General features: G+C 63.8%; 25 protein-coding genes. 12 read left to right on the forward strand and 13 right to left on the reverse strand.

Annotated elements, in window-relative coordinates; translation table 11 throughout:
* Positions 1–74: 74 nt before the first annotated feature.
* Positions 75–1406, forward strand: a complete 1332-nt coding sequence (gene paeA, locus AC56LV_RS03960) for a polyamine export protein PaeA (RefSeq protein WP_499556136.1) — start codon at positions 75–77, stop codon at positions 1404–1406.
* A 30-nt stretch (positions 1407–1436) separates the two neighbouring features.
* On the opposite strand, the gene AC56LV_RS03965 is transcribed toward paeA, so the two are convergent.
* Both AC56LV_RS03965 and AC56LV_RS03970 read right to left on the reverse strand, forming a co-directional pair.
* Positions 1437–2594, reverse strand: coding sequence for a pyridoxal phosphate-dependent aminotransferase (locus tag AC56LV_RS03965; RefSeq protein WP_499556137.1), 1158 nt, complete (start codon positions 2592–2594; stop codon positions 1437–1439).
* A 35-nt stretch (positions 2595–2629) separates the two neighbouring features.
* Entirely contained in the window at positions 2630–3097 is a 468-nt protein-coding gene (locus tag AC56LV_RS03970) for a putative toxin-antitoxin system toxin component, PIN family (RefSeq protein ID WP_499556138.1), read from the reverse strand.
* 36 nt (positions 3098–3133) lie between these two features.
* On the opposite strand from AC56LV_RS03970, the gene yaaA reads away from it, so the two are divergent.
* On the forward strand, positions 3134–3913 hold the full coding sequence (gene yaaA / locus AC56LV_RS03975; RefSeq protein WP_499556776.1) for a peroxide stress protein YaaA: 780 nt from the start codon (positions 3134–3136) through the stop codon (positions 3911–3913).
* Positions 3914–4010: 97 nt separating this feature from the next.
* Here the strand turns inward: yaaA and AC56LV_RS03980 are convergent, their stop codons facing one another.
* Positions 4011–4850, reverse strand: coding sequence for an outer membrane protein assembly factor BamD (locus AC56LV_RS03980; RefSeq protein WP_258837823.1), 840 nt, complete (start codon positions 4848–4850; stop codon positions 4011–4013).
* 65 nt (positions 4851–4915) lie between these two features.
* Between AC56LV_RS03980 and AC56LV_RS03985 the strand changes: the two genes are divergently transcribed.
* Positions 4916–6013: an RluA family pseudouridine synthase gene (locus AC56LV_RS03985; protein ID WP_499556139.1), complete on the forward strand. Its 1098-nt coding sequence runs from the start codon at positions 4916–4918 to the stop codon at positions 6011–6013.
* The gene (gene pgeF, locus AC56LV_RS03990) at positions 6010–6795 is read left to right on the forward strand and encodes a peptidoglycan editing factor PgeF (protein WP_499556140.1); all 786 of its coding nucleotides are present in this window, start codon (positions 6010–6012) and stop codon (positions 6793–6795) included. The genes AC56LV_RS03985 and pgeF overlap by 4 nt, the downstream gene beginning before the upstream one ends.
* A 24-nt stretch (positions 6796–6819) precedes the next feature.
* Here pgeF and AC56LV_RS03995 read toward each other — a convergent pair whose 3' ends face one another.
* Positions 6820–7065 carry a hypothetical protein gene (locus AC56LV_RS03995; protein WP_499556141.1) on the reverse strand — a complete coding sequence of 82 codons (246 nt, stop codon included), beginning with the start codon at positions 7063–7065 and terminating at the stop codon, positions 6820–6822.
* A 61-nt stretch (positions 7066–7126) separates the two neighbouring features.
* On the opposite strand from AC56LV_RS03995, the gene phaC reads away from it, so the two are divergent.
* From phaC to AC56LV_RS04015, 4 genes are all read left to right on the forward strand, one after another.
* A complete protein-coding gene (gene phaC, locus AC56LV_RS04000; RefSeq protein ID WP_499556142.1) occupies positions 7127–8887 on the forward strand; it encodes a class I poly(R)-hydroxyalkanoic acid synthase in 1761 nt (586 codons plus the stop codon).
* Between the two features lie 204 nt (positions 8888–9091).
* Positions 9092–9658: a polyhydroxyalkanoate synthesis repressor PhaR gene (gene phaR, locus AC56LV_RS04005; protein WP_499556143.1), complete on the forward strand. Its 567-nt coding sequence runs from the start codon at positions 9092–9094 to the stop codon at positions 9656–9658.
* A 174-nt stretch (positions 9659–9832) separates the two neighbouring features.
* Positions 9833–11194, forward strand: a complete 1362-nt coding sequence (gene rimO / locus AC56LV_RS04010; protein ID WP_499456746.1) for a 30S ribosomal protein S12 methylthiotransferase RimO — start codon at positions 9833–9835, stop codon at positions 11192–11194.
* A gap of 12 nt (positions 11195–11206) precedes the next feature.
* Complete coding sequence (locus AC56LV_RS04015) at positions 11207–12367, forward strand: cystathionine beta-lyase (protein ID WP_499556144.1); 1161 nt, start codon at positions 11207–11209, stop codon at positions 12365–12367.
* Positions 12368–12397: 30 nt separating this feature from the next.
* Here AC56LV_RS04015 and AC56LV_RS04020 read toward each other — a convergent pair whose 3' ends face one another.
* Positions 12398–12760: a DUF4870 family protein gene (locus AC56LV_RS04020; RefSeq protein WP_499453473.1), complete on the reverse strand. Its 363-nt coding sequence runs from the start codon at positions 12758–12760 to the stop codon at positions 12398–12400.
* 75 nt (positions 12761–12835) lie between these two features.
* The gene (gene trxC, locus AC56LV_RS04025; RefSeq protein ID WP_499556145.1) at positions 12836–13273 is read right to left on the reverse strand and encodes a thioredoxin TrxC; all 438 of its coding nucleotides are present in this window, start codon (positions 13271–13273) and stop codon (positions 12836–12838) included.
* Between the two features lie 134 nt (positions 13274–13407).
* Between trxC and AC56LV_RS04030 the strand changes: the two genes are divergently transcribed.
* The 3 genes from AC56LV_RS04030 to AC56LV_RS04040 all read left to right on the forward strand — a co-directional run bounded on the left by AC56LV_RS04030 (position 13408) and on the right by AC56LV_RS04040 (position 15210).
* Positions 13408–14175, forward strand: coding sequence for a DUF72 domain-containing protein (locus tag AC56LV_RS04030; protein WP_499556146.1), 768 nt, complete (start codon positions 13408–13410; stop codon positions 14173–14175).
* 169 nt (positions 14176–14344) lie between these two features.
* Positions 14345–14659 carry a hypothetical protein gene (locus AC56LV_RS04035; protein WP_499556147.1) on the forward strand — a complete coding sequence of 105 codons (315 nt, stop codon included), beginning with the start codon at positions 14345–14347 and terminating at the stop codon, positions 14657–14659.
* Positions 14660–14892: 233 nt separating this feature from the next.
* Positions 14893–15210: a DUF805 domain-containing protein gene (locus AC56LV_RS04040; RefSeq protein ID WP_499556148.1), complete on the forward strand. Its 318-nt coding sequence runs from the start codon at positions 14893–14895 to the stop codon at positions 15208–15210.
* Positions 15211–15242: 32 nt separating this feature from the next.
* On the opposite strand, the gene AC56LV_RS04045 is transcribed toward AC56LV_RS04040, so the two are convergent.
* The 3 genes from AC56LV_RS04045 to mfd form a co-directional block, all read right to left on the reverse strand.
* Positions 15243–15689, reverse strand: coding sequence for a hypothetical protein (locus AC56LV_RS04045; RefSeq protein WP_499556149.1), 447 nt, complete (start codon positions 15687–15689; stop codon positions 15243–15245).
* A gap of 106 nt (positions 15690–15795) precedes the next feature.
* Positions 15796–16650, reverse strand: a complete 855-nt coding sequence (serB, locus tag AC56LV_RS04050) for a phosphoserine phosphatase SerB (protein ID WP_499556150.1) — start codon at positions 16648–16650, stop codon at positions 15796–15798.
* The gene (mfd, locus tag AC56LV_RS04055; protein WP_499556151.1) at positions 16647–20093 is read right to left on the reverse strand and encodes a transcription-repair coupling factor; all 3447 of its coding nucleotides are present in this window, start codon (positions 20091–20093) and stop codon (positions 16647–16649) included. The genes serB and mfd overlap by 4 nt, the downstream gene beginning before the upstream one ends.
* 157 nt (positions 20094–20250) lie before the next feature.
* Here mfd and AC56LV_RS04060 point away from each other — a divergent pair, with 157 nt between their 5' ends.
* Positions 20251–21570: a GDSL-type esterase/lipase family protein gene (locus AC56LV_RS04060; protein WP_499556152.1), complete on the forward strand. Its 1320-nt coding sequence runs from the start codon at positions 20251–20253 to the stop codon at positions 21568–21570.
* On the opposite strand, the gene AC56LV_RS04065 is transcribed toward AC56LV_RS04060, so the two are convergent.
* From AC56LV_RS04065 to AC56LV_RS04080, 4 genes are all read right to left on the reverse strand, one after another.
* Positions 21567–22526: a 5'-nucleotidase gene (locus AC56LV_RS04065; protein WP_499556153.1), complete on the reverse strand. Its 960-nt coding sequence runs from the start codon at positions 22524–22526 to the stop codon at positions 21567–21569. The genes AC56LV_RS04060 and AC56LV_RS04065 overlap by 4 nt on opposite strands.
* Entirely contained in the window at positions 22527–23534 is a 1008-nt protein-coding gene (locus AC56LV_RS04070; RefSeq protein WP_499556154.1) for an HDOD domain-containing protein, read from the reverse strand.
* A 90-nt stretch (positions 23535–23624) separates the two neighbouring features.
* Positions 23625–23897: a hypothetical protein gene (locus tag AC56LV_RS04075; RefSeq protein ID WP_499556155.1), complete on the reverse strand. Its 273-nt coding sequence runs from the start codon at positions 23895–23897 to the stop codon at positions 23625–23627.
* A 119-nt stretch (positions 23898–24016) separates the two neighbouring features.
* The gene (locus AC56LV_RS04080; protein ID WP_499556156.1) at positions 24017–24277 is read right to left on the reverse strand and encodes a hypothetical protein; all 261 of its coding nucleotides are present in this window, start codon (positions 24275–24277) and stop codon (positions 24017–24019) included.
* Positions 24278–24306: the final 29 nt, after the last annotated feature.

The following is a 24306-nucleotide window of genomic DNA, read 5'->3' on the forward strand; positions in this document are numbered from 1 at the left end:
CATGCCTGCGCAGGTACCCCTGCGCAGCTCCCCGGTCAACGAGCGTGACCCAATAACAGTACCCCGGGTGTCCCATGAACTTGTTCGAACATTTGGCCTTGCTGGCCGTGCTGGTGCTTGCGGCGGGCTTCCTGTCGCTCACCGAAATTTCGCTGGCAGGCGCCCGCAAAATCAAACTCAAATTGCTGGCCGAGGCGGGCGATGACCGTGCCCGCAAGGTCATGGCGCTGCAGGCGCATTCGGCCGACTTCTTTGCCGCTTCGCAGCTTGGCCTGAACGCCATTGCGATCCTCGGCGGTATCCTGGGCGAAGGGGCGCTGCGCCCGTTCTTCCTCGAGTGGCTGTCTGTGTTCTACACGGGCCCGGGCCGCGAAAACATCGCCTTCACGCTGTCGTTCGTGTTCGTCACCACGCTGTTCGTGCTGTTCTCGGACCTGATGCCCAAGCGCCTGGCCTTGATCTCGCCCGAGACGACGGCGATGGCGGTGATCCGCCCGGTGCTGTTCGTCATCCGCCTGTTCAAGCCGTTTTCGTGGACACTGAACGTGATCGCCAACGGCTTGTTCAAGCTATTCGGCATCAACATGACGCGCGAAGACCGCATCACGTTCGATGAAATTTCGGCCGTGGTCGAAGCGGGCGCGCAGGCCGGCGTGCTGCAAAAGCAGGAGCAGCACTTCATCGAGAACGTGTTCGAACTCGAGTCGCGCGCCGTGACGTCGACGATGACGACGCGCGAGAACATCGTGTTCTTCGACCTGACCGAACCCGAAGAGAGCGTGCGCCAGAAGATCGCAGCGCACTCGCTGTCGAAATTCCCCGTCTGCGACGGCGTGATCGATCGCGTGGTCGGCTATGTCGACACGCGCGACATCCTGGTGCGCCTGCTGAACAACCAGTCGCACTTTCACCTGAGCGAATCGACGATCCGCACGGTGCTGATCATCCCGGACAGCCTGACGCTGTCCGAGCTGCTTGACCGCTTCCGCTCCAGCAAGGAGACGTTCGCGGTCGTCATCAACGAGTATGCGTTTGTGGTTGGCGTGATCACGCTGTCGGACATCATGGTGACCGTGATGGGCCGCTGGGGCAGCCCGCTGGAAGCGGACCAGCAAACGATGCAGCGCGAAGATGGTTCGTGGCTGATCGACGGCAGCACGCCGGTGGCCGAGATGAAGCGCGTGATCGACCTGCAGTCGCTGCCGGAAGAAGAGCGCTACGAAACGGCGGCCGGCTTCATGATGTTCATGCTGCGCAAGGTGCCCAAGCAGACCGACAGCGTCGAATACGAAGGCATGCGCTTCGAGGTGCTCGACGTCGACCATCACCGGATCGACCAGATACTGGTCAAGCGCCTCGACCCGGGGCAGAAGGCGCTCGGGGCGGCGACGCCTGCCGCCCACTAAATATCGGCGAAACTGCGCTTACGACTGAGCCTACAACCGTGCGAGACGCTCCAGCGCAAGCTGCAGCGTCTCGTTTTTTTTCGCGAAGCAGAAACGCACCACGTGCGATTCCTTCGGCTGGCTGTAGAACGCCGAGACGGGAATGGCGGCCACCTTGATCTCGCGCGTCAGCCATTCGGCGAAGTCCGCTTCGCCGAGATCCGAGATCGCGTCGTAGCGCACGCACTGGAAGTAGGTGCCGTCCGATGGCAGCAGCGTGAAGCGCGACTTGGTCAACCCGGCGCGGAACAGGTCGCGCTTGGCCTGGTAGAACGCCGGCAGGTCGCGCCACGGCGCCGGGTCCTCCAGGTAAGCGGCGATCGCGTGCTGCATCGGCGCGTTGACGCAAAAGACGTTGTACTGGTGGACCTTGCGAAACTCGACCATCAGGGCTGCCGGCGCGGCGACATAGCCGATCTTCCAGCCGGTCACGTGAAACGTCTTGCCGAAGCTCGACACAACGAACGCGCGTTCGGCCAGCGCAGCATGGCGCGCTACCGATGCATGCGGCTCGCCGTCGAACACCATGTGCTCGTAGACTTCGTCCGACAGCACCAGGATCTGCGTGTGCTGCACGATCGCCACCAGGGCCTCGAGATCGGCCTGGCGCAGGATCGTGCCGGTGGGGTTGTGTGGCGTGTTGATGACGACCATGCGCGTGCTCGGCGTGACCGCGGCCCGCACGTCGGCCCATTCCACGCGGTAGCCATCGGCGTCCAGCCGCATCGTCACCGGCACCACCACACCGCCCGCCAGCGCAATGGCCGGCGCATAGCAATCGTAGGCCGGCTCGATGACGATCACCTCGTCGCCCGGGTGTACGACAGCCAGGATCGCCGACTGGATGGCCTGGCTGGCGCCGGCAGTCACAGTGATTTCGGTATTCGCATCGTAGCGATGACCGTAGGTCGCCTCGATCTTGGCCGCGATCGCCTGGCGCAGTGCCGGCAGGCCGGTCATCGGCGGATACTGGTTATGCCCGGCGCGCATTGCGTCGGTCACCAGGTCGACCAGCGCCGGATCGCACGCGAAATCGGGGAAACCCTGGCCCAGGTTGACGGCGCCATGGTCGATGGCCAGTTGCGACATGCGGGTGAACACGGTGGTGCCGACGTGCGGCAGGCGGGAGACCAGCGGTGGAAGGCTCATGAATGCATCCTGATCGAAAGCAGTTGGGTAAAGCCTTATTCTAGCGTGCCTTCGGCCCTGGCCTGGCGCCACATAGCGACCCACACCTCTGGCAGCATGATGCGAAACAGCCCCGCCTGCGCCGTCTTGCGCCCGAGCTTGAGCAGCGCCTTGTCCTTGCTGATCAGGATCGACGCGCCGGCGTCGCGCGCGAGCTCCATGAATTTCTGGTCGTCGCGGTCGGTGCACACGGGCAGGCGAATCGCTTTCGAATCGATGTCAACGAGGCGCAGCAGGGCGTCGAAGCGGGCGGCGGCCGCCAGGCGGCTGTCGTCGTCCAGCGGCAGGTGCTGATAGTGCAGCACGGCCAGGTATTCGGCGCGGCAGTCGGCGCGCGTGATGGCGTCGATCTCCTTCGATTCGATCGCGGCGAGCAGGTCGGTCCAGCGCGGATCGTGGAACACGAACAGGTCGAGCAGCACATTGGTGTCGATGACGATGGTTGGGGCTGGAGCGGTTATCATGTCGGTTGTTTATTTATGGAAAAGTTTCGTACGGCCATGCTGATTGTCCTGTCTCCCGCCAAGTCCCTCGATCTCGAATCGCCTCTGACCACGCCGCACCAGTCCACGCCCGACTTCATTGCCCATGCAGGCGAACTGATCGAGGTTTTGCGCAGCCATTCACCCGCATCGATCAGCGAACTGATGGACCTGTCCGACGCGCTGTCGATGCTCAACGTCGGGCGCTACGCCCACTGGGATGTCGATCATGGTGAAGCGCGGCCGGCGATCATGTCATTCAATGGTGACGTGTACACGGGCTTCGATGCGCGTACGCTGAACACTGAGGCGCTGACGTTTGCCCAGCGCCACGTGCGCATCCTGTCGGGCCTGTACGGCGTTCTGCGGCCACTGGACCAGATGCATCCGTATCGCCTGGAAATGGGCACCCGGCTGGCTACCCCGCGCGGCAAGGATCTGTATGCGTTCTGGGGTGAGACGATCACCGCTGCCCTGAACCAGCAACTGGCAGAGAACGGCTCGGCGGCACTGGTGAATCTGGCCTCGACCGAGTACTTCAAGTCGGTCAAGCCCAGGCTGCTGGCCGCGCCCGTCATCGAGCCCGTGTTCCAGGACTGGAAGAACGGCCAGTACAAGATCATTTCGTTCTATGCCAAGCGGGCGAGGGGGATGATGGCGCGTTATGCGACCGAGAACGGCATCACCGATCCCGAGGGGCTCAAGGACTTTGATATGGATGGCTACGCATTCGAGCCGGCGGCGTCAAACGAGCGCTCGTGGGTGTTCCGGCGCCGCATCGCCGACGCTGTCGCGTAAACGTCGTAGGGTGGGCGGGTACCCCGCCCACGCGTTCAAATCACCTTTGCCTATCGCGCACCGAGGTGTGAACGCGTGGACGGCACAGCCGTCCACCCTACTGCACTGCATCCTTCGGCGCCGCCTTGGCGCCACCCTTGGACCAGAACTTCCACCACGGCGCATCGCCGCGTGCGTTCGGATTCAGGAAGTAGCTGTCCGGATAGTTCAGCGCGAACACACGCTGCGTATCGTCGCGCAGCAGCGGCATGCCGAGCTTGTCGTACGAGCGGATCATGATGAACAACGCTTCTTCGCGCGCCGGGGCGTCGGTGTAGTTGGTCACCGCATCCTGGGCACGATTGAGCGCCGCCAGGTACGAGCCGCGGCGGTAGTAATAATTCGCCACGTGCACTTCGTACTGGGCCATCGCATTGATCAGGTAGCTCATGCGCTCGGTCGCGTCGGCCGCGTACTTGCTGTTCGGGTACTTGTCGACCAGCGCCTTGAACGCCGCGAACGCTTCACGCGTTGCACGCGGATCGCGCTCGGTCGGGTCCTGCGAGTACACGAAGCTGAAGAACCCGAGCTGATCGTTGAAATTGATCAGGCCACGCAGGTAGTACATGTAGTCGACCTGGGGGTGGTTCGGGTGCAGCTTGATGAAGCGCTCGACCGCCGCCAGCGCTTGCGCCTGGTCAGCCGACTTGTAGTGGGCGTACGCCACTTCCATCTGCGCTTGTGTTGCGTACACGCCGAACGGGAAGTTGGTTTCGAGCCGGTTGAACAACGGGATTGCGGCTTCGTAGTGCCCACCTGCCATCTCTTCGCGCGCCTCAGCGTATAATTTCTCCGCCGACCAGTTTTTGGACTCGTCCTTGGCCTTTGGCAGCATACTGCATGCCGACAGACCGACGAGGGCGCAAGTAGCGACCAACACAGACAATTTTTTTTGCATAGCTTTTTGCAAGAAATGTTTTACCTAGATTCAACGAACGGCTGATTATAGCCGATGGGACTCACGTGATATTAACTCCTGCGCCGAATCCGGCGGATTTACCGATTGACCCTGATTTTGACGATGAACTGGAGATCGGGTTCGTCCCGTTGCCAGGCACCGATCTGTCGCCCATCACCCTGGCGCTGCAAGAAGAACATTGCGGCCAGCGCCTCGACAAGGTAGTGGCTGGCCTGGTGCCCCAGTTCTCGCGCAGCCGCCTGCAGCAATGGTTCGAAAGCGGCCACATCACGGTTGACGGTAAACCGGCCCGGGGCAAGGACACGGCCTATGGCGACGAAGCCATTGTCGTCGTGCCACAAGCTGCGCCTGAAGACACGGCGTTCGCGCCGGAAGCGATGGATCTCACCATCGTGTACGAAGACGACGACATCATGGTCGTCAACAAGCCGGCGGGCCTCGTCGTGCACCCGGGTTCGGGCAACTGGACCGGCACGCTGCTCAACGGCCTGCTGCATCACTGCCCGCAACTGGTCGGCGTGCCGCGCGCCGGCATCGTCCACCGTCTCGACAAGGATACCAGTGGCCTGATGGTCGTGGGTAAAACGCTGGCCGCGCAGACCGACCTCGTGCGCCAGCTGCAGGCGCGCACTGTCAAGCGCGAATACTTCGCGCTGGTGTGGGGCACGCCGCGCCTGTCCGGCACGATTGACAGTCCGATGGGGCGCGACGCGAAAGACCGCGTCAAGATGGCCGTCTCGAGCAGCCCGTTCGCCAAGCCGGCGATCACCCATTACGAGCGCGTTATTTCCGGCGAGCTCGATCGGCGTCCGGTCACGCTGGTGCGCTGCCGCCTTGAAACAGGCCGCACCCACCAGATTCGTGTGCACATGCAGTCGCTGGGCTTTTCGCTTGTCGGCGATGCCGTCTACGGCAAGCGTCACCTGACGCCAGTGTTCCCGCGCCAGGCGCTGCAGGCGCGCCGTCTGGGCCTCGTGCATCCCACCACTGGTGAGCAATGCGAATGGACCGTGCCGCTGGCCGGCGATTTCGCCGAGCTGATCGCGCGTGCAGGGATCGAAGAGCCGGAGCTGGGCGAGTTCGGCACGGCGACCGAGGACGCCGCGGACGACGACAACGGCGTCGTCACCTACCGCGCATGAGCACGCTGGACCGGTCAGCGCTGGTCTGGCCCGATTGGCCGGACTTGCCGGCAACCGTCGGCGCGCTGGCGACCAGCCGCGATGGCGGCGTCTCCGTCGGTCCGTACGACGACGGCAAGGGCGGCGGGGGCTTGAATCTGGGCCTGCACGTAAACGACGCGCCAGACGCCGTCGTCGCCAACCGCGCCTTGCTGCAAGCCTGGCTGCCGGGCCGTCCGGCCTGGATCGCCCAGGTGCATGGCGCTGACGTCGTCGACGCCGGCACTGTGGGCCCGAGCCAGCCGGTGCGCACGGGCGACGCCAGCATCGCCACGATGCCTGGCGTCGTGTGCGCCATCCTGACTGCCGATTGCCTGCCGGTGCTGTTTGCCGATCTGGATGGCAAGGTGGTGGGCGCGGCGCACGCCGGCTGGCGCGGCTTGGCCGGTGGGGTGTTGGGTTCGACCGTGCGCGCCATGCGTGCGGCCGGCGCGGGCGAGATCACAGCGTGGATGGGGCCGGCTATCGGTCCCGATGCGTTCGAGGTTGGCGACGACGTGGTGGCGGCATTTGCCGCGGCGCTGCCGGGTGACGCAACACGTGCCTGCTTCTCTGCCTACCCGGGTCGCCCCGGTAAATACCTCGCTGACATGTTCACGCTGGCCCGCTTGATGCTGGCGCGTGACGGTGTCGAACGCGTGCATGGTGGCGGGTTGTGTACGGCCAGTGCGCCGGAGCGGTTTTATTCCTACCGCCGCGATGGCGTGACCGGCCGCCAGGCCAGTGTTATCTGGCTTGAATAGACCCGGTGCGCGATGCGGTACGGCTCAGTCGCCGTCACCGCCCCCGTCATCCATGTCCTCTGCGGGCGACTCCCGCCGCGTACCGGCGTGACGCCGTGACTGCGCCGTTTGCCTGCCCGCGCGGCGCCGTCTCGCGCCGGTGATATAAAAAAGTATGGATAATGGCAGTGCGCAATAAAACACGAAGGTCATGATGCCGCCCACGACGGTCGGCTCGGTTGCTGCCATGAGCACCACGACATAGATCCAGGCAATGGCAACGATCCACATGCAGTAGTTCCTTGTTGTAGTTCCTGGTTGAAGACACGCGATTCTAACAACGGATGCCCACATGAACATGCCTGATCCACAAGCGCTTGCCGCCGCCTGGTTGTCCCAATGGTCCGATCCTGCCGCCTGGCAGCCCTGGATGACGATGATGTCCACGATGCCAGCCATGCCAGTGATGCCGGCCCCTGGCGGCGCCAGTCCGCTGGCCGGTTTCCTGAAAGACGCCGGCGCCGGCATCGACACGGCCCGCATGGAAGCGATCCGTGACGATTATCTCAAGAAAGCAACCCAGCTGTGGCAAGACGTCATGCTGGGCAAGACGCCAGAGCTGAGCGACCGGCGCTTCGCGGCAGCCGAATGGCGCGGCAATCCGCTGTCGGCGTTCTCGGCCGCTTCGTACCTGCTGAATGCCGAATGCATGATGGCCATGGCCGATGCGGTCGAGGTCGGTCCGCGCGAGCGCCAGAAGCTGCGCTTCTCGGTCCAGCAAATGATCGACGCCATGTCGCCCGCCAACTTCCTGGCCACGAATCCGGAAGCGCAGCAGCACATGATCGAGACCCAGGGCGAAAGCCTGACCAAGGGCCTGAGCAATATGCTGATCGACATGCAGAAGGGCCGCATTTCGCAATCGGATGAAGCAGCATTCGAAGTGGGCCGCAATGTCGGTAATACGGCCGGCCAGGTCGTGTTCGAAAACGACTTGTTCCAGTTGATCCAGTACACGCCGACCACGGCGAACGTGCACAGCGTGCCGCTGGTCATGATCCCGCCGTGCATCAACAAGTTCTACATCCTCGACCTGCAGCCCGAAAATTCGCTGGTGCGCTACGTGGTGGAGCAGGGCCACACCGTGTTCATGGTCTCCTGGCGCAACCCGGACCGCAGCCAGTCGCACCTGCGCTGGGACGATTACGTCGAAGATGGCGCGATCCGCGCGCTCGACGTCGTGGCAGAGATTACCGGGCAAGAGAAAGCACACGTGTTCGGCTTCTGCGTCGGCGGCACCATCGCCGCCACGGCGCTGGCCGTGCTGGCGGCGCGCGGGCGCCAGCCGGCAGCCAGCCTGTCGCTGCTGACCACGCTGCTGGACTTTTCGGACGCCGGCGTGCTCGAGGTGTTCATCGACGAAACCCAGGTAGCGCTGCGCGAGCAGAAGCTCGCCGCTGGCGGCCTGATGCCGGGCCGCGACCTGGCGACGACGTTCTCGTCGCTGCGGCCGAACGACCTGGTCTGGAACTATGTCCAGCAAAATTACCTGAAGGGCAAGGAACCACCGGCTTTCGACTTGTTGTACTGGAACGCTGACAGCACCAATCTGCCAGGGCCGATGTTCTGCTGGTACTTGCGCAATATGTATCTGGAAAACAAGCTCAAGCAACCGGGCGCACTGACGGTGTGCGGTGTGCCGGTCAATCTGGGCGCCATCGATGCGCCGGTGTTCGTCTATGGCTCGAAGGAAGACCATATCGTGCCGTGGACGGCGGCATTCGCCTCGATGCAGTTGCTCAATCCCGGCAACCCGAAAGCGAACCGCTTCGTGCTGGGTGCGTCGGGCCATATCGCCGGCGTGATCAACCCGGCCTCGAAAAACAAGCGCAGTTACTGGGCCAACGACAAGGGTGGCAAGTCACGCCCGAAGACGGATGCTGCCTGGTTCGAGAGTGCTGCAGAGCACAAAGGCAGTTGGTGGCCGGCGTGGGCGAAATTTCTGGCGGAGAACGGCGGCGCGCAAGTGCCGGCCCCAAGCGTCGCTGGCAGCAGCGACTATCCACCGTCCGAGCCAGCGCCGGGGCGCTATGTGCAGGTCAGGGCCGACTAGCAGTCGATGCTACGTATTGACATAAAAGCCATACTTGTGATGCATCTGGTAATTGCTGCAACCGCCACAATTGCATGGTAAGGTGTCTGTTATCCCCCACGGTCGATTCGGCCGTGGGCTGGGTGGAGACGAGCCGGCCACGCTGGCCAGAATAATCATAAGTGCGCGGCTCATGAAGCGGCGCCGCAGACCATGGAACCAGAGATGAGCAGTGTGAAGAAGAGTGCAGAACGCCTGATCAAGAAATACCCCAACCGTCGCCTGTACGACACGCAGACCAGTTCCTACATTACGCTGTCGGACGTCAAGCAATTGGTGCTCGACGCTGACGATTTCACGGTGGTCGACGCCAAGAGCAGCGAAGACCTGACCCGCGCGATCCTGCTTCAGATCATCCTCGAAGAAGAAGCGAATGGCGTGCCGATGTTCTCGAGCTCGGTGCTGGCGCAGATCATCCGCTATTACGGCCATGCGATGCAGGGCATGATGGGCTCGTACCTGGAAAAGAACGTCCAGGCGTTCACCGACATCCAGAACAAGTTCACCAGCAACGCCGCCGGCGCGATCGAGGGCAAGCCGTTCAGTCCGGAGATGTGGACCCAGTTCATGAACGTCCAGGGCCCGATGATGCAGGGCATGATGAACAACTACATCGACCAGAGCAAGAACCTGTTCATCCAGATGCAGGAACAGATGCAAAGCCAGAGCAAGGCGATGTTCGGCGTGTTCCCGTTCCCGGGCATGACGCCCCCGCCGACGGACAAGAAATAAACCACCCGGTATTCGGGCAGCAGGGCCTCACCTTCGAGGCCCGGTTCAGGTACAATCGCGGATTGCCCAAACACTTTTCCGCTGCCCATGACTGAACTTCGTCGTAGTCCTTCCGCCAACTCTAGCAGCCTGGCTGCCGCAGCCAAGGCGCCTGGCGTCATCATTCCGGCGCCCATGCCCGGCGTGATTGCGCCGAAGGTCGGCTTTGTCTCGCTTGGCTGCCCGAAAGCGCTGGTCGATTCCGAGCAGATCCTGACCCAGTTGCGCGCCGAGGGCTATCAAACCGCCAACTCGTACGACGGGGCGGATCTCGTGATCGTCAACACCTGTGGCTTCATCGATGCTGCCGTGCAGGAGTCGCTCGACGCCATCGGCGAAGCGCTCGCCGAAAACGGCAAGGTGATTGTCACCGGCTGCCTGGGCGCCAAGAAGGATGCTGCCGGCGACGACATCATCACCAAGGTGCACCCGAAGGTGCTGGCCGTGACCGGTCCGCATGCGCTGGCCGAGGTGATGGACTCGGTCCACCTGCACCTGCCAAAGCCGCACGATCCGTTCATCGACCTGGTGCCGGACCACGGCGTGAAACTCACGCCGAAGCATTACGCCTACCTGAAGATTTCCGAGGGCTGCAACCACCGCTGCAGCTTCTGCATCATCCCGTCGATGCGCGGCGACCTGGTCTCGCGCCGCATCGACGAAGTGCTGGTCGAAGCCGAGAACCTGTTCAAGTCGGGCGTCAAGGAACTGCTCGTGATCTCGCAGGACACCAGTGCCTACGGCGTGGACGTCAAGTTCCGCACCGGCTTCTGGAATGGCCGCCCGATCAAGACGCACATGACGCAGCTGGTCGAAGCGCTGGGCCAGCTCGCGCGCCAGTACGACGCCTGGGTGCGCCTGCATTACGTCTACCCATACCCGCACGTCGACCATGCGATCCCGTTCATGGGCGATGGCCACGTGCTGCCATACCTCGACATTCCAATGCAGCACGCGCACCCGGATGTCTTAAAGCGCATGAAGCGCCCGGCCAGCGGCGAGCGCAACCTCGAGCGCATCCTGAAATGGCGTTCGATGAATCCGGACCTGACGATCCGTTCGACCTTCATCGCCGGCTTCCCGGGCGAGACCGAGGCCGAATTCGAGTATCTTCTCGACTTCCTGAAAGAAGCGCAGATCGATCGCCTGGGCTGCTTTGCCTATTCGCCGGTCGAAGGCGCGACGGCCAACCTGCTCGAGAACCCGGTGCCGGAAGAAGTACGTGAAGAGCGCCGCGCGCGCGTCATGCTCCTGCAAGAAGAGATCTCGGCCAAGCGCCTGCAGGCCAAGGTCGGCAAGACGCTGCGCGTACTGATCGACGAAGTGGGCGCGCGCGAAGCGATCGGCCGTTCGAGCGCCGATGCGCCCGAGATCGACGGCGTCGTGCACATCAAGCGGCCACTCGTGCCGGGCAAGAGCAAACTGGTCGTCGGCCAGTTCGCCGATGTCGTCATCACGAAGGCCGATGCGCACGACCTGTGGGCCAATCCCGTCTAAGCGGCTGAGCCCATGAGCGCCAAGTCGATCCAGACCACGCTGGTCCATAGCGACTATGTCGCACCGGCGGGGTTCGACGCCTTCCCGCCGGCGACGCACCGCGCGTCGACCGTGCTGTTTGCGAACACGGCGGCGATGCGCGCGAGCCATTGGACAGACAAGACCGCCTACACCTACGGCTTGCATGGCACGCCGACCACGTTCACGCTGGAAGGCAAGCTGGCCGAGATCGAGGGCGGCAACCATTGCCTGCTCACGCCGTCGGGCCTGGCGGCGATCGCGATGGTCGACTTCGCGCTGCTCAAAAGCGGCGACGATGTGCTGTTGCCCGAGAACGTCTACAACCCGAACCGTGAACTGGGCCGCTGGCTCAGCGCGGATTTCGGCGTCACTGCACGCTATTACAATCCGATGATCGGCGCCGGCATCGCTGCGCTGATCCAGCCGAACACCAAGCTGCTGTGGGCCGAGGCGCCGGGCTCGGTGTCGATGGAAGTGCCCGATCTGCCGGCCCTGTGCCACGCGGCGCACGAACGGGGCGTGCTGGTGGCGCTCGATAACACGTGGTCGGCCGGCCTCGCGCTGCGCGGGTTCGATCTGGGCGCGGACATCGTCATGCATGCGCTGACCAAGTACCAGTCGGGCGGCGCCGACCTGTTGATGGGCGCCGTGATCACGCGCGACCGCGCGCTGAACGACCGGCTGGCGCTGGCGCACATGCGCCTGGGCCTGGGCGTGAGCCCGGACGATGCGTATCTGGTGCAGCGCGGCTTGCCGACGATGAAGATGCGCTTCGAGCGGCACGACGCCAGCGCGCGCGAACTGGCCGCCTGGTTCAAGGCACGGCCCGAGATCGCGAAGGTGCTGCATCCGGCATTCGAGGATTGCCCGGGCCATGCGTTCTGGCAGCGCGATTTTACCGGGGCAGGTGGCTTGTTCTCGGTGGTGTTCGACGCACGATTGAACGAGGCGCAGGTCGATCGCATGGTCGATGCGCTGACCCTGTTCGGCATCGGCTACAGCTGGGGCGGACCCAACAGCCTCGTGATGCCGTACCGGATCAACAGCTTGCGCGATCAGTGGGAGGGCGGGGTACTGGTGCGCTTCAATGTGGGTCTGGAAGACCCGGCCGACCTGATCGCCGATCTGGCCCAGGCCTTCAACGCGTTATGACATGAAAATGGGGCCGCTGGCCCCATTTTTTTACACCGGCATCGCGCGGTTGTTGTTCAGATCGATGAAGCCGCGGATCAGGCGATACGCTTTCCAGATCCACGCCACGGGCCACACCACCCACGCGGCGGGAATGCCGATGATGGTGGCGAACAGCACCGCGCCAACCGCCATCCACACCACGTACCACCAGAACGAGCGGATCATCCACGTGTGGTGGGTGTAGACCATCGTACCGGCCGTGTCCGGGCGCTTGATGTAGTTGACGATCACCGGCACGATCGACAGCATGCCGAGCGAAAAGAAGAACGTCAGCGCATGGATCACATACAGGATGCGCGCCCAGTGCTTGTTGTCTTCGACGCCTCGTTCCAGAATCAGTTCTTGCGACATACCGTCTCCTCGTGCGGGGACAACCCCCTTTGTTGCCATTGTAGCAGCACCATCAGCGGTCGCTACCGCGCCGCTTTACCCAGTGTGCTGGCGTATCCAGGCGCTCAGGCGCACCGCATCCATCGCGCCGGACTGACGCGCGATTTCACGGCCGCCCTTGAACAGCGCCAGCGTCGGGATGCTGCGGATCGCAAAGCGCGCCGACAGATCCTGCGCACGCTCGGTGTCCACTTTCAGCAGGCGTACGGCGGGCTCGAGTTGCCCGGCCGCCTGGGCATACGCCGGCGCCATCATCTTGCATGGGCCGCACCATTCGGCCCAGAAGTCCACCAGCACGGGAATATCGTTGCGGCCGATGTGGCGCTCGAAGCGCGCACTGTCGACGTCCAGCGGACGTCCCGTGAACAGCGGCTGCGCGCATTTGCCGCAGGTGGGCGCGTCCTGCAGGCGCGAGTGCGGCATGCGGTTGACGGCGTCGCAGTGCGGGCAAACGATGTGGGTTGGTTCGGTCATGCTGGCTTCCTCCGTTCGATACGATGCCCTTATTGTAAGCGGGGCTCCGCCTTGACGTCGCCTGCACGCTGCCATGCGCCGCCCGCTGCCCCGGCTCGCTAGAATGGTTGCAATAATACAAATGAGACGATCGTATGCCTGAGCAGAATACCCCCGGCAGCCCCCTGGTCGGCTGCGCCGGCTGGAGCCTTGGGAGCAAGGACTTCGCCGCGTTTCCGGCAGAGGGTAGCCACCTTGAGCGCTATGCCGCCGTGTTCCCTGCGGTGGAAATCAATTCATCGTTCTACCGGCCGCACAAGCCCGAAACCTATGCGCGCTGGGCCGCCAGCGTGCCCGAACACTTCCGCTTCGCGGTCAAGGTGCCACGCGCGATCACGCATGACGCCAGGTTGCGTGATGTCGATGCGCTGCTTGACCGTTTCCAGGGCGAAGCCGGCATGCTGGGCGACAAGCTGGGCTGCCTGCTGGTTCAGCTGCCGCCGCGTTTCGGTTTCGACGACGTGCTGGCGCATGCATTCTTCGGACAGGTGCGTGAACGTTTCGGGTGCAGCATTGCGTTCGAAGCGCGTCACCCCAGCTGGTTTTCGGAATCTGCCACGGCGACGCTGCGCGAGTGCGGCGTAGTACGCGTCATCGCGGATCCTGCTGCCGGCCAGCCCGGTGAGCACGAGCCGACGAGCGATACCCACGTCTACGTGCGCCTGCACGGCGCGCCGCGTATCTATTATTCCGCGTATCCGGCTGACGAGATCGTCCGCTGGCGCAGCCGCATCGATTGCGAGGTCGCGGCGGGGCGCACGGTGTGGTGCATCTTCGACAATACAGCCGAGGGCGCGGCCGTGCCCAATGCGCTCGAACTGATGGCGCATGAAGTTGCTCCATCGGGCGACTGGGGGGGGTAGAATCAGCGGGTCCAAACGTCACCGTGCTGTCCGAGTGAACTCATCCACCGCCGTCCAGTCAGAGCCGGGCCAGAACCCAGGGCCGCAGCCTGTCGCCGTGCCCCTGCGCGTCGAGTGCCCACCGGGTGCCTGCGTCTGCGACCGGGCGCGCGTCCTGGCCGATCCTCACTTGGATCAGCGACCACTGATGATCACGCGCCAGCAAGAGCTCAAGCTGATCGAGCGGATCGAGCGCGTCGACAGTTACGCCGACCTGCAGCACGTGCAGGGACTGATCCACAAGAACATTGGCGCGACGCTGCACATCGCGCCGGGGCCAAATGAAGTGCGCAGCGTGCGTGGCATTGTGATCGTGCTCGAAGACCGGCCCGGTCTGTGCAAGAAGGTGCGGCAATCCGTGCCGGCTGCAGTGCGGCGCTGCCTGAACATGCGGCCCGAGATCGCATGGGCCATTCTCGATTCGCACGATCTGTTTGCAAATTGATCGCCGAGCATCCGGCCAGAATCAGAATCGATAACCCCCGCTTTTCTTTTCAACCACTGTGACAGTCTGCGCGTTTTCGTTGCTCGCCGCCTGATATAGTGAGTCGAGTGTCAGATTCGGCCATGTACTGACTTTATCTGCTTGAGCACCGATGACGGGCAGCGTATGAACTGTGCCGGTCCAACGGGCGCTCAATTGATTCCTCGTCAAATAGAACGAAAAATGCCAACTCGATGAACATGTCTACTGCAGTCATTCGCTGTTTGAAGAAGTACGCGGATTTTAGTGGTACCGCTGTCAGGTCCGAGTTCTGGTGGTTTTATCTGTTCAACGTGCTTGTCACGGTTCTACTGTACTTCTCGCCTGACGTCATTAATTTCATCGGGCTGGTAGCACTGCTTATTCCGTCCCTGTCCAGCGCCTCTCGTCGGCTGCATGACACCGGCAGAAGTGGCTGGTGGCAGCTTCTTATTCTCATTCCCTTCATCGGCTCGCTTGTGCTGATCGTGTTTCTGGCCCAAAAGAGCAAAGTCACCAGTATTGATGCATAAAAAAAGCCGGCATCAGCCGGCTTCGTTGTGCATTATCTGCGGTACGGGAAATGCGACCCGATATGCCCGCCCCAGCCTCGACCGCGATGGCCGCGCCAGCTGCTGCGGCCAAAGTCGAAGCCCAGTCCGATCGAGATCGGCGGATACCAGTAGTTCGGCTGTTCGACATACACTGGCTGCGGTACGTAGACCGGCTGCTGCTGGATATACACGGGTTGCTGCTGGACATACACCGGCTGCTGCGGCGTATAGTACGGCGTCGAATAGCTGGTCGCAGGCACGGGCGTCGAGGTGACGGTGCTGCCACCCGACGATGCCACACGTGCACCGGTGCCGATCGGCACGGGCGTCACGGACACGACACGCCACTGGCTCGGATCTGCCGGTTGGGCATAACCTTGATTGCTGTAGTAGGGGCCTGGCGCGGCGCAACCGGCCAGCGCGCCCAGAGACACGATAATGATGGCAAGATTTTTCATGGCGCTCCTCCTGATCAAGCCATCATACGAGCTTGCGGACAAGGCGGCGCACGGTTTTACACGCTGTTACAGCTTGCAAACTACCGGTACATAGCGTGGTCAGCCATCAGGCCAGAATCGTCAGCAACCCATCCAGCCCGGAAAAGTTCAACGCCACATCGGCCTGCGCGCGCACGACCGGCTTGGCGCGAAACGCCACCGACAGTCCGGCAACGCTCATCATGGCGAGGTCGTTGGCGCCGTCGCCCATCACGACCGCCTGCGATGGCGAGATGCCCAGTTCAGCGCAAACGCGTTCGACGGTACGTTTCTTTTCTTCCGCATCGACGATCCCGCCGACGACGCGGCCAGTCAGCTTGCCATCTGCGATCTCGAGCACGTTCGCGTGCGTGTAGTCGAGCCCGAGGCGCGCGCCGAGACGCTCGGTAAAGAACGTGAACCCGCCCGACACCAGCAGCGTCCTGATGCCGGCCGCCTGCACGGCTTGCAGCATCGCCTCGCCACCCGGCGAGATGCGCAGGCGCTCGTCATACACCCGTTGCAGCGCGCCCGCGTCCAGCCCCGCCAGCAGGGCCACGCGGCGCCTGAGGCTTTCCGAGAAATCGAGTTCGCCCCGCATCGCTGCCTCGGTAATCTCGGACACCTGCGGCTTGAGGCCCTGCATGTCGGCGATTTCGTCGATGCACTCGATGGTGATCAGCGTCGAATCCATGTCCATCGCCACCAGGCGCACATCGGCCAGCGAGCGGCCGGGGGCGATGAAGGTCGCGTCCACGCCAGCCTCGAACGTAGCAGCGTCGATGCGCTGTTTCAGCTCGGCGTCGAATGTCACGCCTTCGCAGCGCAACGCATGCGCGCCCAGGCCCATAGTGCGCTGCGGATTGGCCAGTTGCGCCAGGCGTGCCAGCGTGGCCTGGTCGGCCTGTGGGCCTTGCAGCACCAGATTCATCGTCGTGTTCATGCGAGTAGTTGTTTGATGGTCTGTTTGATCTGGTTCACGCGCGCCGACAGGTCGGGCATGCTGGCCGTGATGCGCAGCTTGTCCTGGCCGGCCAGCTTGACGTGGCGGTTCTTCTGGATCAGCGTGATGATCCTGATTGGATCGATCGGCGGCTTTTCCATGAACTGCAGGCTGGCCGCTTCGCCGTGGGCGTCGATCTTGACGATGCCCACGGCCTTGGCGGCGATGCGCAGCCGGTGCGTCTCAACCAGCGCCTTCACGGGCTCGGGCAGCTTGCCGAAGCGGTCGATCAGCTCTTCCTGCATGCTGTCGATGCGATCCGCACTTTCGCAATTGGCCAGACGCTTGTAGATCGACAGGCGCTCGTGCACATCGCCGCAGTAATCGGCCGGGAGCAGGGCGGGCACGTGCAGATTGATCTCGGTGGTCGACGACAGCGGTGCGGCCAGGTCGGGTTCCTTGCCGGCCTTGAGCGAGCGCACCGCCTCGTTGAGCATGTCCGAATACAGCTGGAAGCCGATCTCCAGCATCTCGCCGGACTGGTTTTCGCCCAGGACTTCGCCCGCACCCCGGATTTCCAGATCGTGCATGGCCAGGTAAAAGCCGCTGCCCAGTTCTTCCATCTGCTGGATGGCGTCCAGGCGGCGCTGCGATTGCTTGGTCAGGTTCTGCACGTCGCTCACCAGGAGGTAGGCATACGCCTGGTGGTGCGAGCGGCCCACGCGCCCGCGCAGCTGGTGCAGCTGCGCCAGGCCGAACTTGTCGGCGCGGTGCATGATGATGGTGTTCGCGGTCGGCACGTCGATGCCGGTCTCGATGATGGTCGTGCACAGCAGGATGTTGAAACGCTGCGCCACGAAGTCGCGCATGACTTTTTCGAGGTCGCGCTCGTGCATCTGGCCGTGGGCCACGCCGATGCGGGCCTCGGGCAGCAGCTCCTGCAGCATTGCACGGCGGTTTTCGATGGTATCGACTTCGTTGTGCAGGAAGTAGATCTGGCCGCCGCGCTTGAGTTCACGCAGGCAGGCTTCGCGGATGATCGAGCCGTCTTCGCTCCGTACGAAAGTTTTGATCGCCAGGCGCTTTTGCGGCGCGGTGGCGATGATCGAAAAGTCGCGCAAGCCTTCCAGCGCCATGCCCAGCGTGCGCGGGATCGGCGTCGCGGTCAGCGTCAGCACGTCGACTTCGGCGCGCAACGACTTCAACGCTTCTTTCTGGCGCACGCCAAAGCGGTGCTCTTCGTCGATGATCACGAGGCCCAGGCGCGTGAATTTCACATCCGGCGAGAGCAGCTTGTGGGTGCCGATCACGATGTCGAGCGTGCCGTCGGCCATGCCCTTGATCGCATTGTTGATCTCCTTGCCGGTGCGGAAACGCGACAGCTCGGCGATCTTCACGGGCCAGTCGGCAAAGCGGTCGGCGAAGGTCTGCGCATGCTGCTCGGCCAGCAGCGTTGTCGGCGCAAGGATCGCGACCTGCTTGCCGCCCATGACGGCGATGAACGCCGCGCGCAGCGCGACCTCGGTCTTGCCGAAGCCGACGTCACCGCACACCAGCCGGTCCATTGGGCGGCCAGACGTCATATCCTTGATGACGTTGTGGATCGCCTCGGCCTGGTCGGGCGTCTCTTCGAAGCCGAAGCTCTGCGAGAAGTTTTCGTAGTCGACGTTCGAATATTCGAACGCGTGACCCTGGCGCAGCGCGCGCCGCGCGTACAGGTTCAGGAGTTCGGCAGCCGTATCGCGCACCTGCTCGGCCGCCTTGCGCTTGGCCTTTTCCCACTGGCCCGAGCCGAGCGAATGCAGCGGCGCGTCTTCGGCCGCCGTGCCCGAGTAGCGGGCGATGACGTGCAACTGCGAGACCGGCACGTACAGCTTTGTGTCCTTCGCGTATTCCAGGTGCAGGAACTCGGTCTCGCCTTCGCCCAGGTCCATGCTGGTCAGACCCATGTAGCGCCCGATGCCGTGGTTGATGTGCACAACCGGATCGCCGATCTTGAGCTCGGACAGGTCGCGCACCATCGACTCGACCTGGCTCGTCGCTTCCTGTTTCTTCTTGCCGGCGCGCCGGCCCGAACCGGCATACAGCTCGGTCTCGGTGATGAACACCAGGTGGCCGGCGCCCGCATCGAGCAGCTCGAAGCCAGCCTGCAGTGGCGCCACGCCCAGCGCAAGGCGGGCGTCGCTGGCGCGGAAGCCCTCGAAGCCTTCGACCGGCGTCAGATCCAGCCGGTATTCGCTGAAGTACTGCTGCAGCGTTTCGCGCCGGCCGGCCGAATCGGCGCAGATCATCACGCGCGTGTCGCTGCGTGACAGATAGGTGCGCAGGCTGGCCAGCGGATCGTCCAGGCGGCGGTTGACGGCAACATCGGGAATCGGCGCCGACAGTTCGGATGCAGGTGCCAGCGGGTCGCGCGCGATGTTCCAGCGGCCGTGCGGCTTGATGCAGGTGAAGAACTGCTCGGTGCTCAGGAACAGTTCGGTCGGCTCGAGGATCGGGCGCTCACGGTCGCTTTTCAGGAAGCGGTAGCGCGACTCGGTGTCCATCCAGAAGCGGTTGATCGCGCCTTCGATATCGCCGACCAGTGCCAGCGATGCGCCGTCCGGCAGGTAATCCAGCAGCGTCGAGGTCGAGTCGAAGAACAGCGGCAGGTAGTACTCGATACCGGCAGCGGCGATGCCGTTGCCGATGTCGCGGTAAATCGGCGAGCGTGACGGATCGCCCTCGAAGCGTTCGCGCCAGCGGCCGCGAAAGCCGGTTCTCGCCGCTTCGTCCATCGGAAATTCGCGGCCTGGCAGCAGGCGCACTTCGCGCACCGGGTACAGCGAGCGCTGGGTGTCGGCGTCGAACGTGCGGATCGATTCGATCTCGTCGCCAAACAGGTCAAGCCGGTAGGGCAGGGCGGAACCCATCGGGAACAGGTCGATCAGGCCGCCGCGCACCGAGTACTCGCCCGGCGACATCACCTGCGACACATGCGTGTAGCCGGCCAGCGTCAGCTGCGCCTTGAGGCGTGCTTCGTCGAGGCGCTCGCCCTGGCGGAAGAAGAAGGTATAGGCCGCCAGGAACGACGGCGGCGCCAGGCGCACCAGCGCCGTGGTCGCAGGCACCATCAGCACATCGCACTGGCCGTTGCGGATCTCGTGCAGCGTGGCGAGGCGTTCGGACACCAGGTCCTGGTGCGGCGAGAACGCATCGTACGGCAGCGTTTCCCAGTCCGGCAGCAGGTGGCAGGCCAGCTTGCCATCGGCGAACCACGGGATTTCATCGAGCAGCCGCTGGCCGTCGCTGGCATTGGCCACGACGACGGTGAGCATCTGGCCCTGGGCCTTGAGAGCAAGGGCGGCAACCGCCAGCGCATAGGCGTCGGACGAACCGTGAAGGAGCGGCAGGACGAAACGATGGCCTGCTTTGGGGAGGTGTTTCTCGAGGTCGAAAGGCATGCCGCGTGCTTGAGATATCCGTGAAAAATGCGCTGGAAAGTGGTCGCCAATTATAGTCGAAGGCGTGTCCGCCCGCCGCGCCGCGTGGAGAGCGGCGGCTTGTCCTGAAACTGAATCACGGGCATGATTGCGCTAACATAAAAACAATGGAGATACGATGCGCCCTGTCTACACGGCCTTGCCAATGCTTGTTTCATACCTGCTGAGCGGAGCAGCCAGTGCGATGCCGCCAGCGCCGGTGGTCCTGCTGGGCGATACGCCGCGACCCGGTGTCGCCATCCTGGCGCTGGCGCCCGATACCACGCACCGGCTGGATGGCGAAAAGGTCACCGCTGACGCCGCGCTGCGCACGACCTTCCCGGACAGCGCCATTGAACTTGTGCGCAGCAAACGGACCGAGGGCGGCGCGGCGCTCACGCTGCAATGGCGCAAGATCTGGAAAAGCGGCGTGGCGCTGCAAACGGCGCCGCGGGACCTGCGGCCATTCCTGGCGCGCGGCACGCTGGCGTTCGACCTGAAGGTCGATGCGCTCGACGCCGGTGGCCTCATGGTCAAGGTCGGGTGCGGTCCATCCTGCGAACGCCAGGTGCCGTACGTGCTTCCGGGGCGCGCCGCGCAGGGCAAGGGCTGGCAGCGCGTCGTGCTGGCGCTGTCGTGCTTCGCGCGCGATGGCGACGATTTCTCGCAGGTCGCCAGGCCGTTTGCGCTGGAAGGCACGGGCAGCGGCCAGGTCAGCATCGCCAACGTGGCCATTGCAGCGGGCGGCACGCCCAACACGGCATGCGCAGATTGGCGCACCGTGGCCGTCACGCCCGCCAAGCTCGACGAAGCCTGGTCGATCGACTGGTGGTTGCCCCGCCATCGCCAGAAACTGGACGAGGCACAGCAGATGGTGCGCGAAGCGCGCAGCCCGCAACTGGTCTTCATCGGCGACTCGATCACGCAGGGCTGGGAAAAGGAAGGGGCGCCCGTCTGGCAGACGCACTATGCGAAGTTTGATGCGCTGGACCTCGGCTTTGGGGGCGACCGCACCGAAAACGTGTTGTGGCGATTGCAGAATGGCGCCGTCGACGGTCTCGATCCGAAGGTGGCGGTGCTGATGATCGGGACCAACAACACGGGCCTGCGCGGCGATTTCCCGGCCAGTACCGTGGCGGGCATTCGCCGCAATCTCGACGAGATCAAGCAACGCCTGCCGCGCACGCGCATCCTGCTGGTGGCGATCTTCCCGCGCGATGCGACGCCCGAGAGCCCACTGCGGCGCACCAACGAAGCAATCAATGCGCAGTTGCCGGCGCTGGCCGATGGCAACCGGGTCGTGTTCCTGGATGTGAACCGCGCATTCCTGACGCCGGCTGGCACGCTGAGCAAGACGATCATGCCCGACCTGCTGCATCCGAACGAAGCGGGCTATGCGATCTGGGCGAAGGCGATGCAGCCGGAACTCGACCGCCTGATGGCGCTGCCGCGGCTCTAGGGAATTGTGTCCGTGCGTTCGACAACGCGCCGGTTCGCAACGCCGAACGGTACGTGCACCATCGGGATCGTGCCGCCCGGGCCGGATTTGAGATGCGTGAGCTGGTCATCAAAAAAGATGTGCGGCTTGAACACCGACAGCACGCGCGCCTTGTCCATCCCGCCCAGAAAGAACGTCTCGTCGGCCGACACGCCCCAGCTGCCCAGCGTCGTCACGACGCGCTCGTGCGCCGGCGCGCTGCGCGCCGTGATGATGGCAATACGCACGATGCGGCGGTAGTCCGGGTCGGCCTGCTGTGCGTCGTGTTCCAGCTGCTGCAGCATGGCCAGCTTGCGAAACATCCGGGCCAGCGGGCCAGGCTGGTGCGGGCGCGCCATGTGCAGGGTTTCGTGGGCGTGGAACTCGCCCAGGTCGTTGTTGCGCTTGTAGACCGTCTCGGATTCATCGTCGGCGATGACGCCGTCGAAGTCAAATGCCACCCGCAGCTCGATGTCGTCTTCTTCGTCGGCGATCGCGGACGGCAGCACGAGACCGGCCGGGTAATCGACCGCAATGGCGCTCTTGACGTCCTCTTCGTTCGCGGACAGGAACAGGGCCGTGTTGAACGCGGGCAGGTACGGGTAGGGTGATTTACCGCTCATGAACACGGCGCGCGAGATGTCCAGGCCGTAGTGGGCGATCGAGCGCATCACGCGCAGGCCCGTTTCGGGCGAATTGCGCGAGAACAGCACCACTTCGACGGGCGCCTGTTGCGGAAAGCACCGGTTGATGCTCAGGAAACGCCGGATGAACGGGAACGCGACGCCGCGCGCCAGGATCACGTCGCGCTGGCGCGCCTGGTGGCTGCGGTAGGCTTCCGGGCCCTCGTCCAGATACACCTGATGCGAGTCGGACAGGTCGAACAGCGCGCTGGAAGCAACGCCGATCACGAGTTTTTCTTCGATGGGAAAGGGCATTCAGGTGTCCTGCCGGTTGGTGTTGTCGGTGTCGTTGAAGGTATCGTAGACCTGGCGCAGGCCTGCCGGCAAGGCTGCCGCGGCGCCCACGAATACCGGCTGGCCGCCCCCGGCCAGCATGTGCAGCTTGGCAAGGCGGTCGGCCTCGCCGAGCGCAGCGGGCAGACTGGTGGACACGGTCGCGGCGTCGCCCAGATGCGCAATGGCGTGGCCGATGGCCGGCGGAAGTTCCCACTGGCCGGCAATCCCGGCGGAGATCAGGCGCGCGGCATGCACCAGGCGCAGGCCGAAGGCATCACTGTCTGGCAAACCGCCGGTGGGCAGCAGTCCATCGATCACGCGCAGCGCCACCACCAGGCCGACATTGTGCATCAGCCCCGCCAGATACGCTTCGAACGGATCGGCCCCGTGGCTGGGCGCCAGCAGGCTGGCCGCCTGCGCGCATTTTTCGGACTGATTCCACAATTGCGGCGCGACGAGGCGCGCCAGGCGGCTGGTCTGCAGGCTGATAATCCGGCGAAACGCCACCCGCGCCAGCAGCATGCGCAGGCCGTTCTGGCCAAGCAGCAGCAGCGCGCCTTCCAGGTTGTGCACTGGCGAACTTGGCTGGTAGTACGGGCTGTTGACTTCGCGGAGGACTTCCGCCACCAGCACGGCGTCCTGCGCCACCTGGCGCGCCAGGTCGGCCGATGAGGCGGCGTCACTGCGCAGGCTGCGCAGCACTTGCGGGATCACGGCCGGCACGCGCGGCACGAGCGTGCTTGCGGTGTGCGGGTCGCGCACGAGCCGCGCCAGTTCGTCGAGCACCAGGGTTTCGTCGCCTGCTGCACCCGTCACGTGAGGACCGGCCAGCCAATGGAAAAACGCGAGGTCAAGGTCAGGCGCGGGCTGCTCGTGAGCGATCGGCGCGGTCACGGCATCGGACGGCGGCAAGGTAGACGGGGAGGGAGAGTGGTCGACAGGCCCTGCGGGCACGGCACCGAACAGGCGTGCGAGCCAGCGCTTCATGGGAAAGAGATCTGGAAAAATATGGGCATGGAGCGATTCTACCGCGCCAGCCCGACGCACGACCGGGGACCCGGCCATGCGTGAATCACATTACTGCTTCGTATCCGAGCTGGTCGTCGTGTGACCAGTGTTGGTTGGCGTGTTTGCAGTGCCAGTGGCCATTGGCGCACCGGTATTGGTGCCATTGGTTGGGGTAATGCCCATTTGTGCATCGACCGTCGCATTGCCGGTCGAACCGGCAGCAGTGGAGCCCATCGAGGACGAACCGCTGCTGCTGTTGGTGCCCATGGTGTCGGTGGTGTTGCAGCCGGCCAGTGCGAAGGCCATGATGCCGCCGATGAGTGCGGTGTGAAGAGTTTTCATAGCATTGCTCCTTGAGAGTTGAATGACATGGTCAGGTGCGGCCACCTGGAGGTGGCCGACTGACTACCCACGCGCACGGTGCACCGCTGTGGGATCGTGCTTCTGCTACTGCTGCCGGATCAGCGGCCGGTGGCCGAGTTGGTGACTGGCTCGTTGTTGCTGGTGGTGCCCGAGGCGCTGTTCACGCCGGTAGCACCGGTGGCGCCCGAATTCCAGCTACCCTGGCCTGCGTTGGTGCTTGGGGCCTGCGCCGAGCCGGTGGTCGACATCGTGCTGCTCGAGCCCGACATGCTGTCGGTCGTCTTGCTTGGGGTGTCGCATGCTGCCAGGCCAAATGCCATCATGCCTGCGATCAGTGCGGTTCCGAGGGTGCGTGTCATGGTAGTCTCCGTGATGATTAAGTTGTCTT

This window comes from Telluria sp. RB2R28 (genome assembly GCF_059685835.1).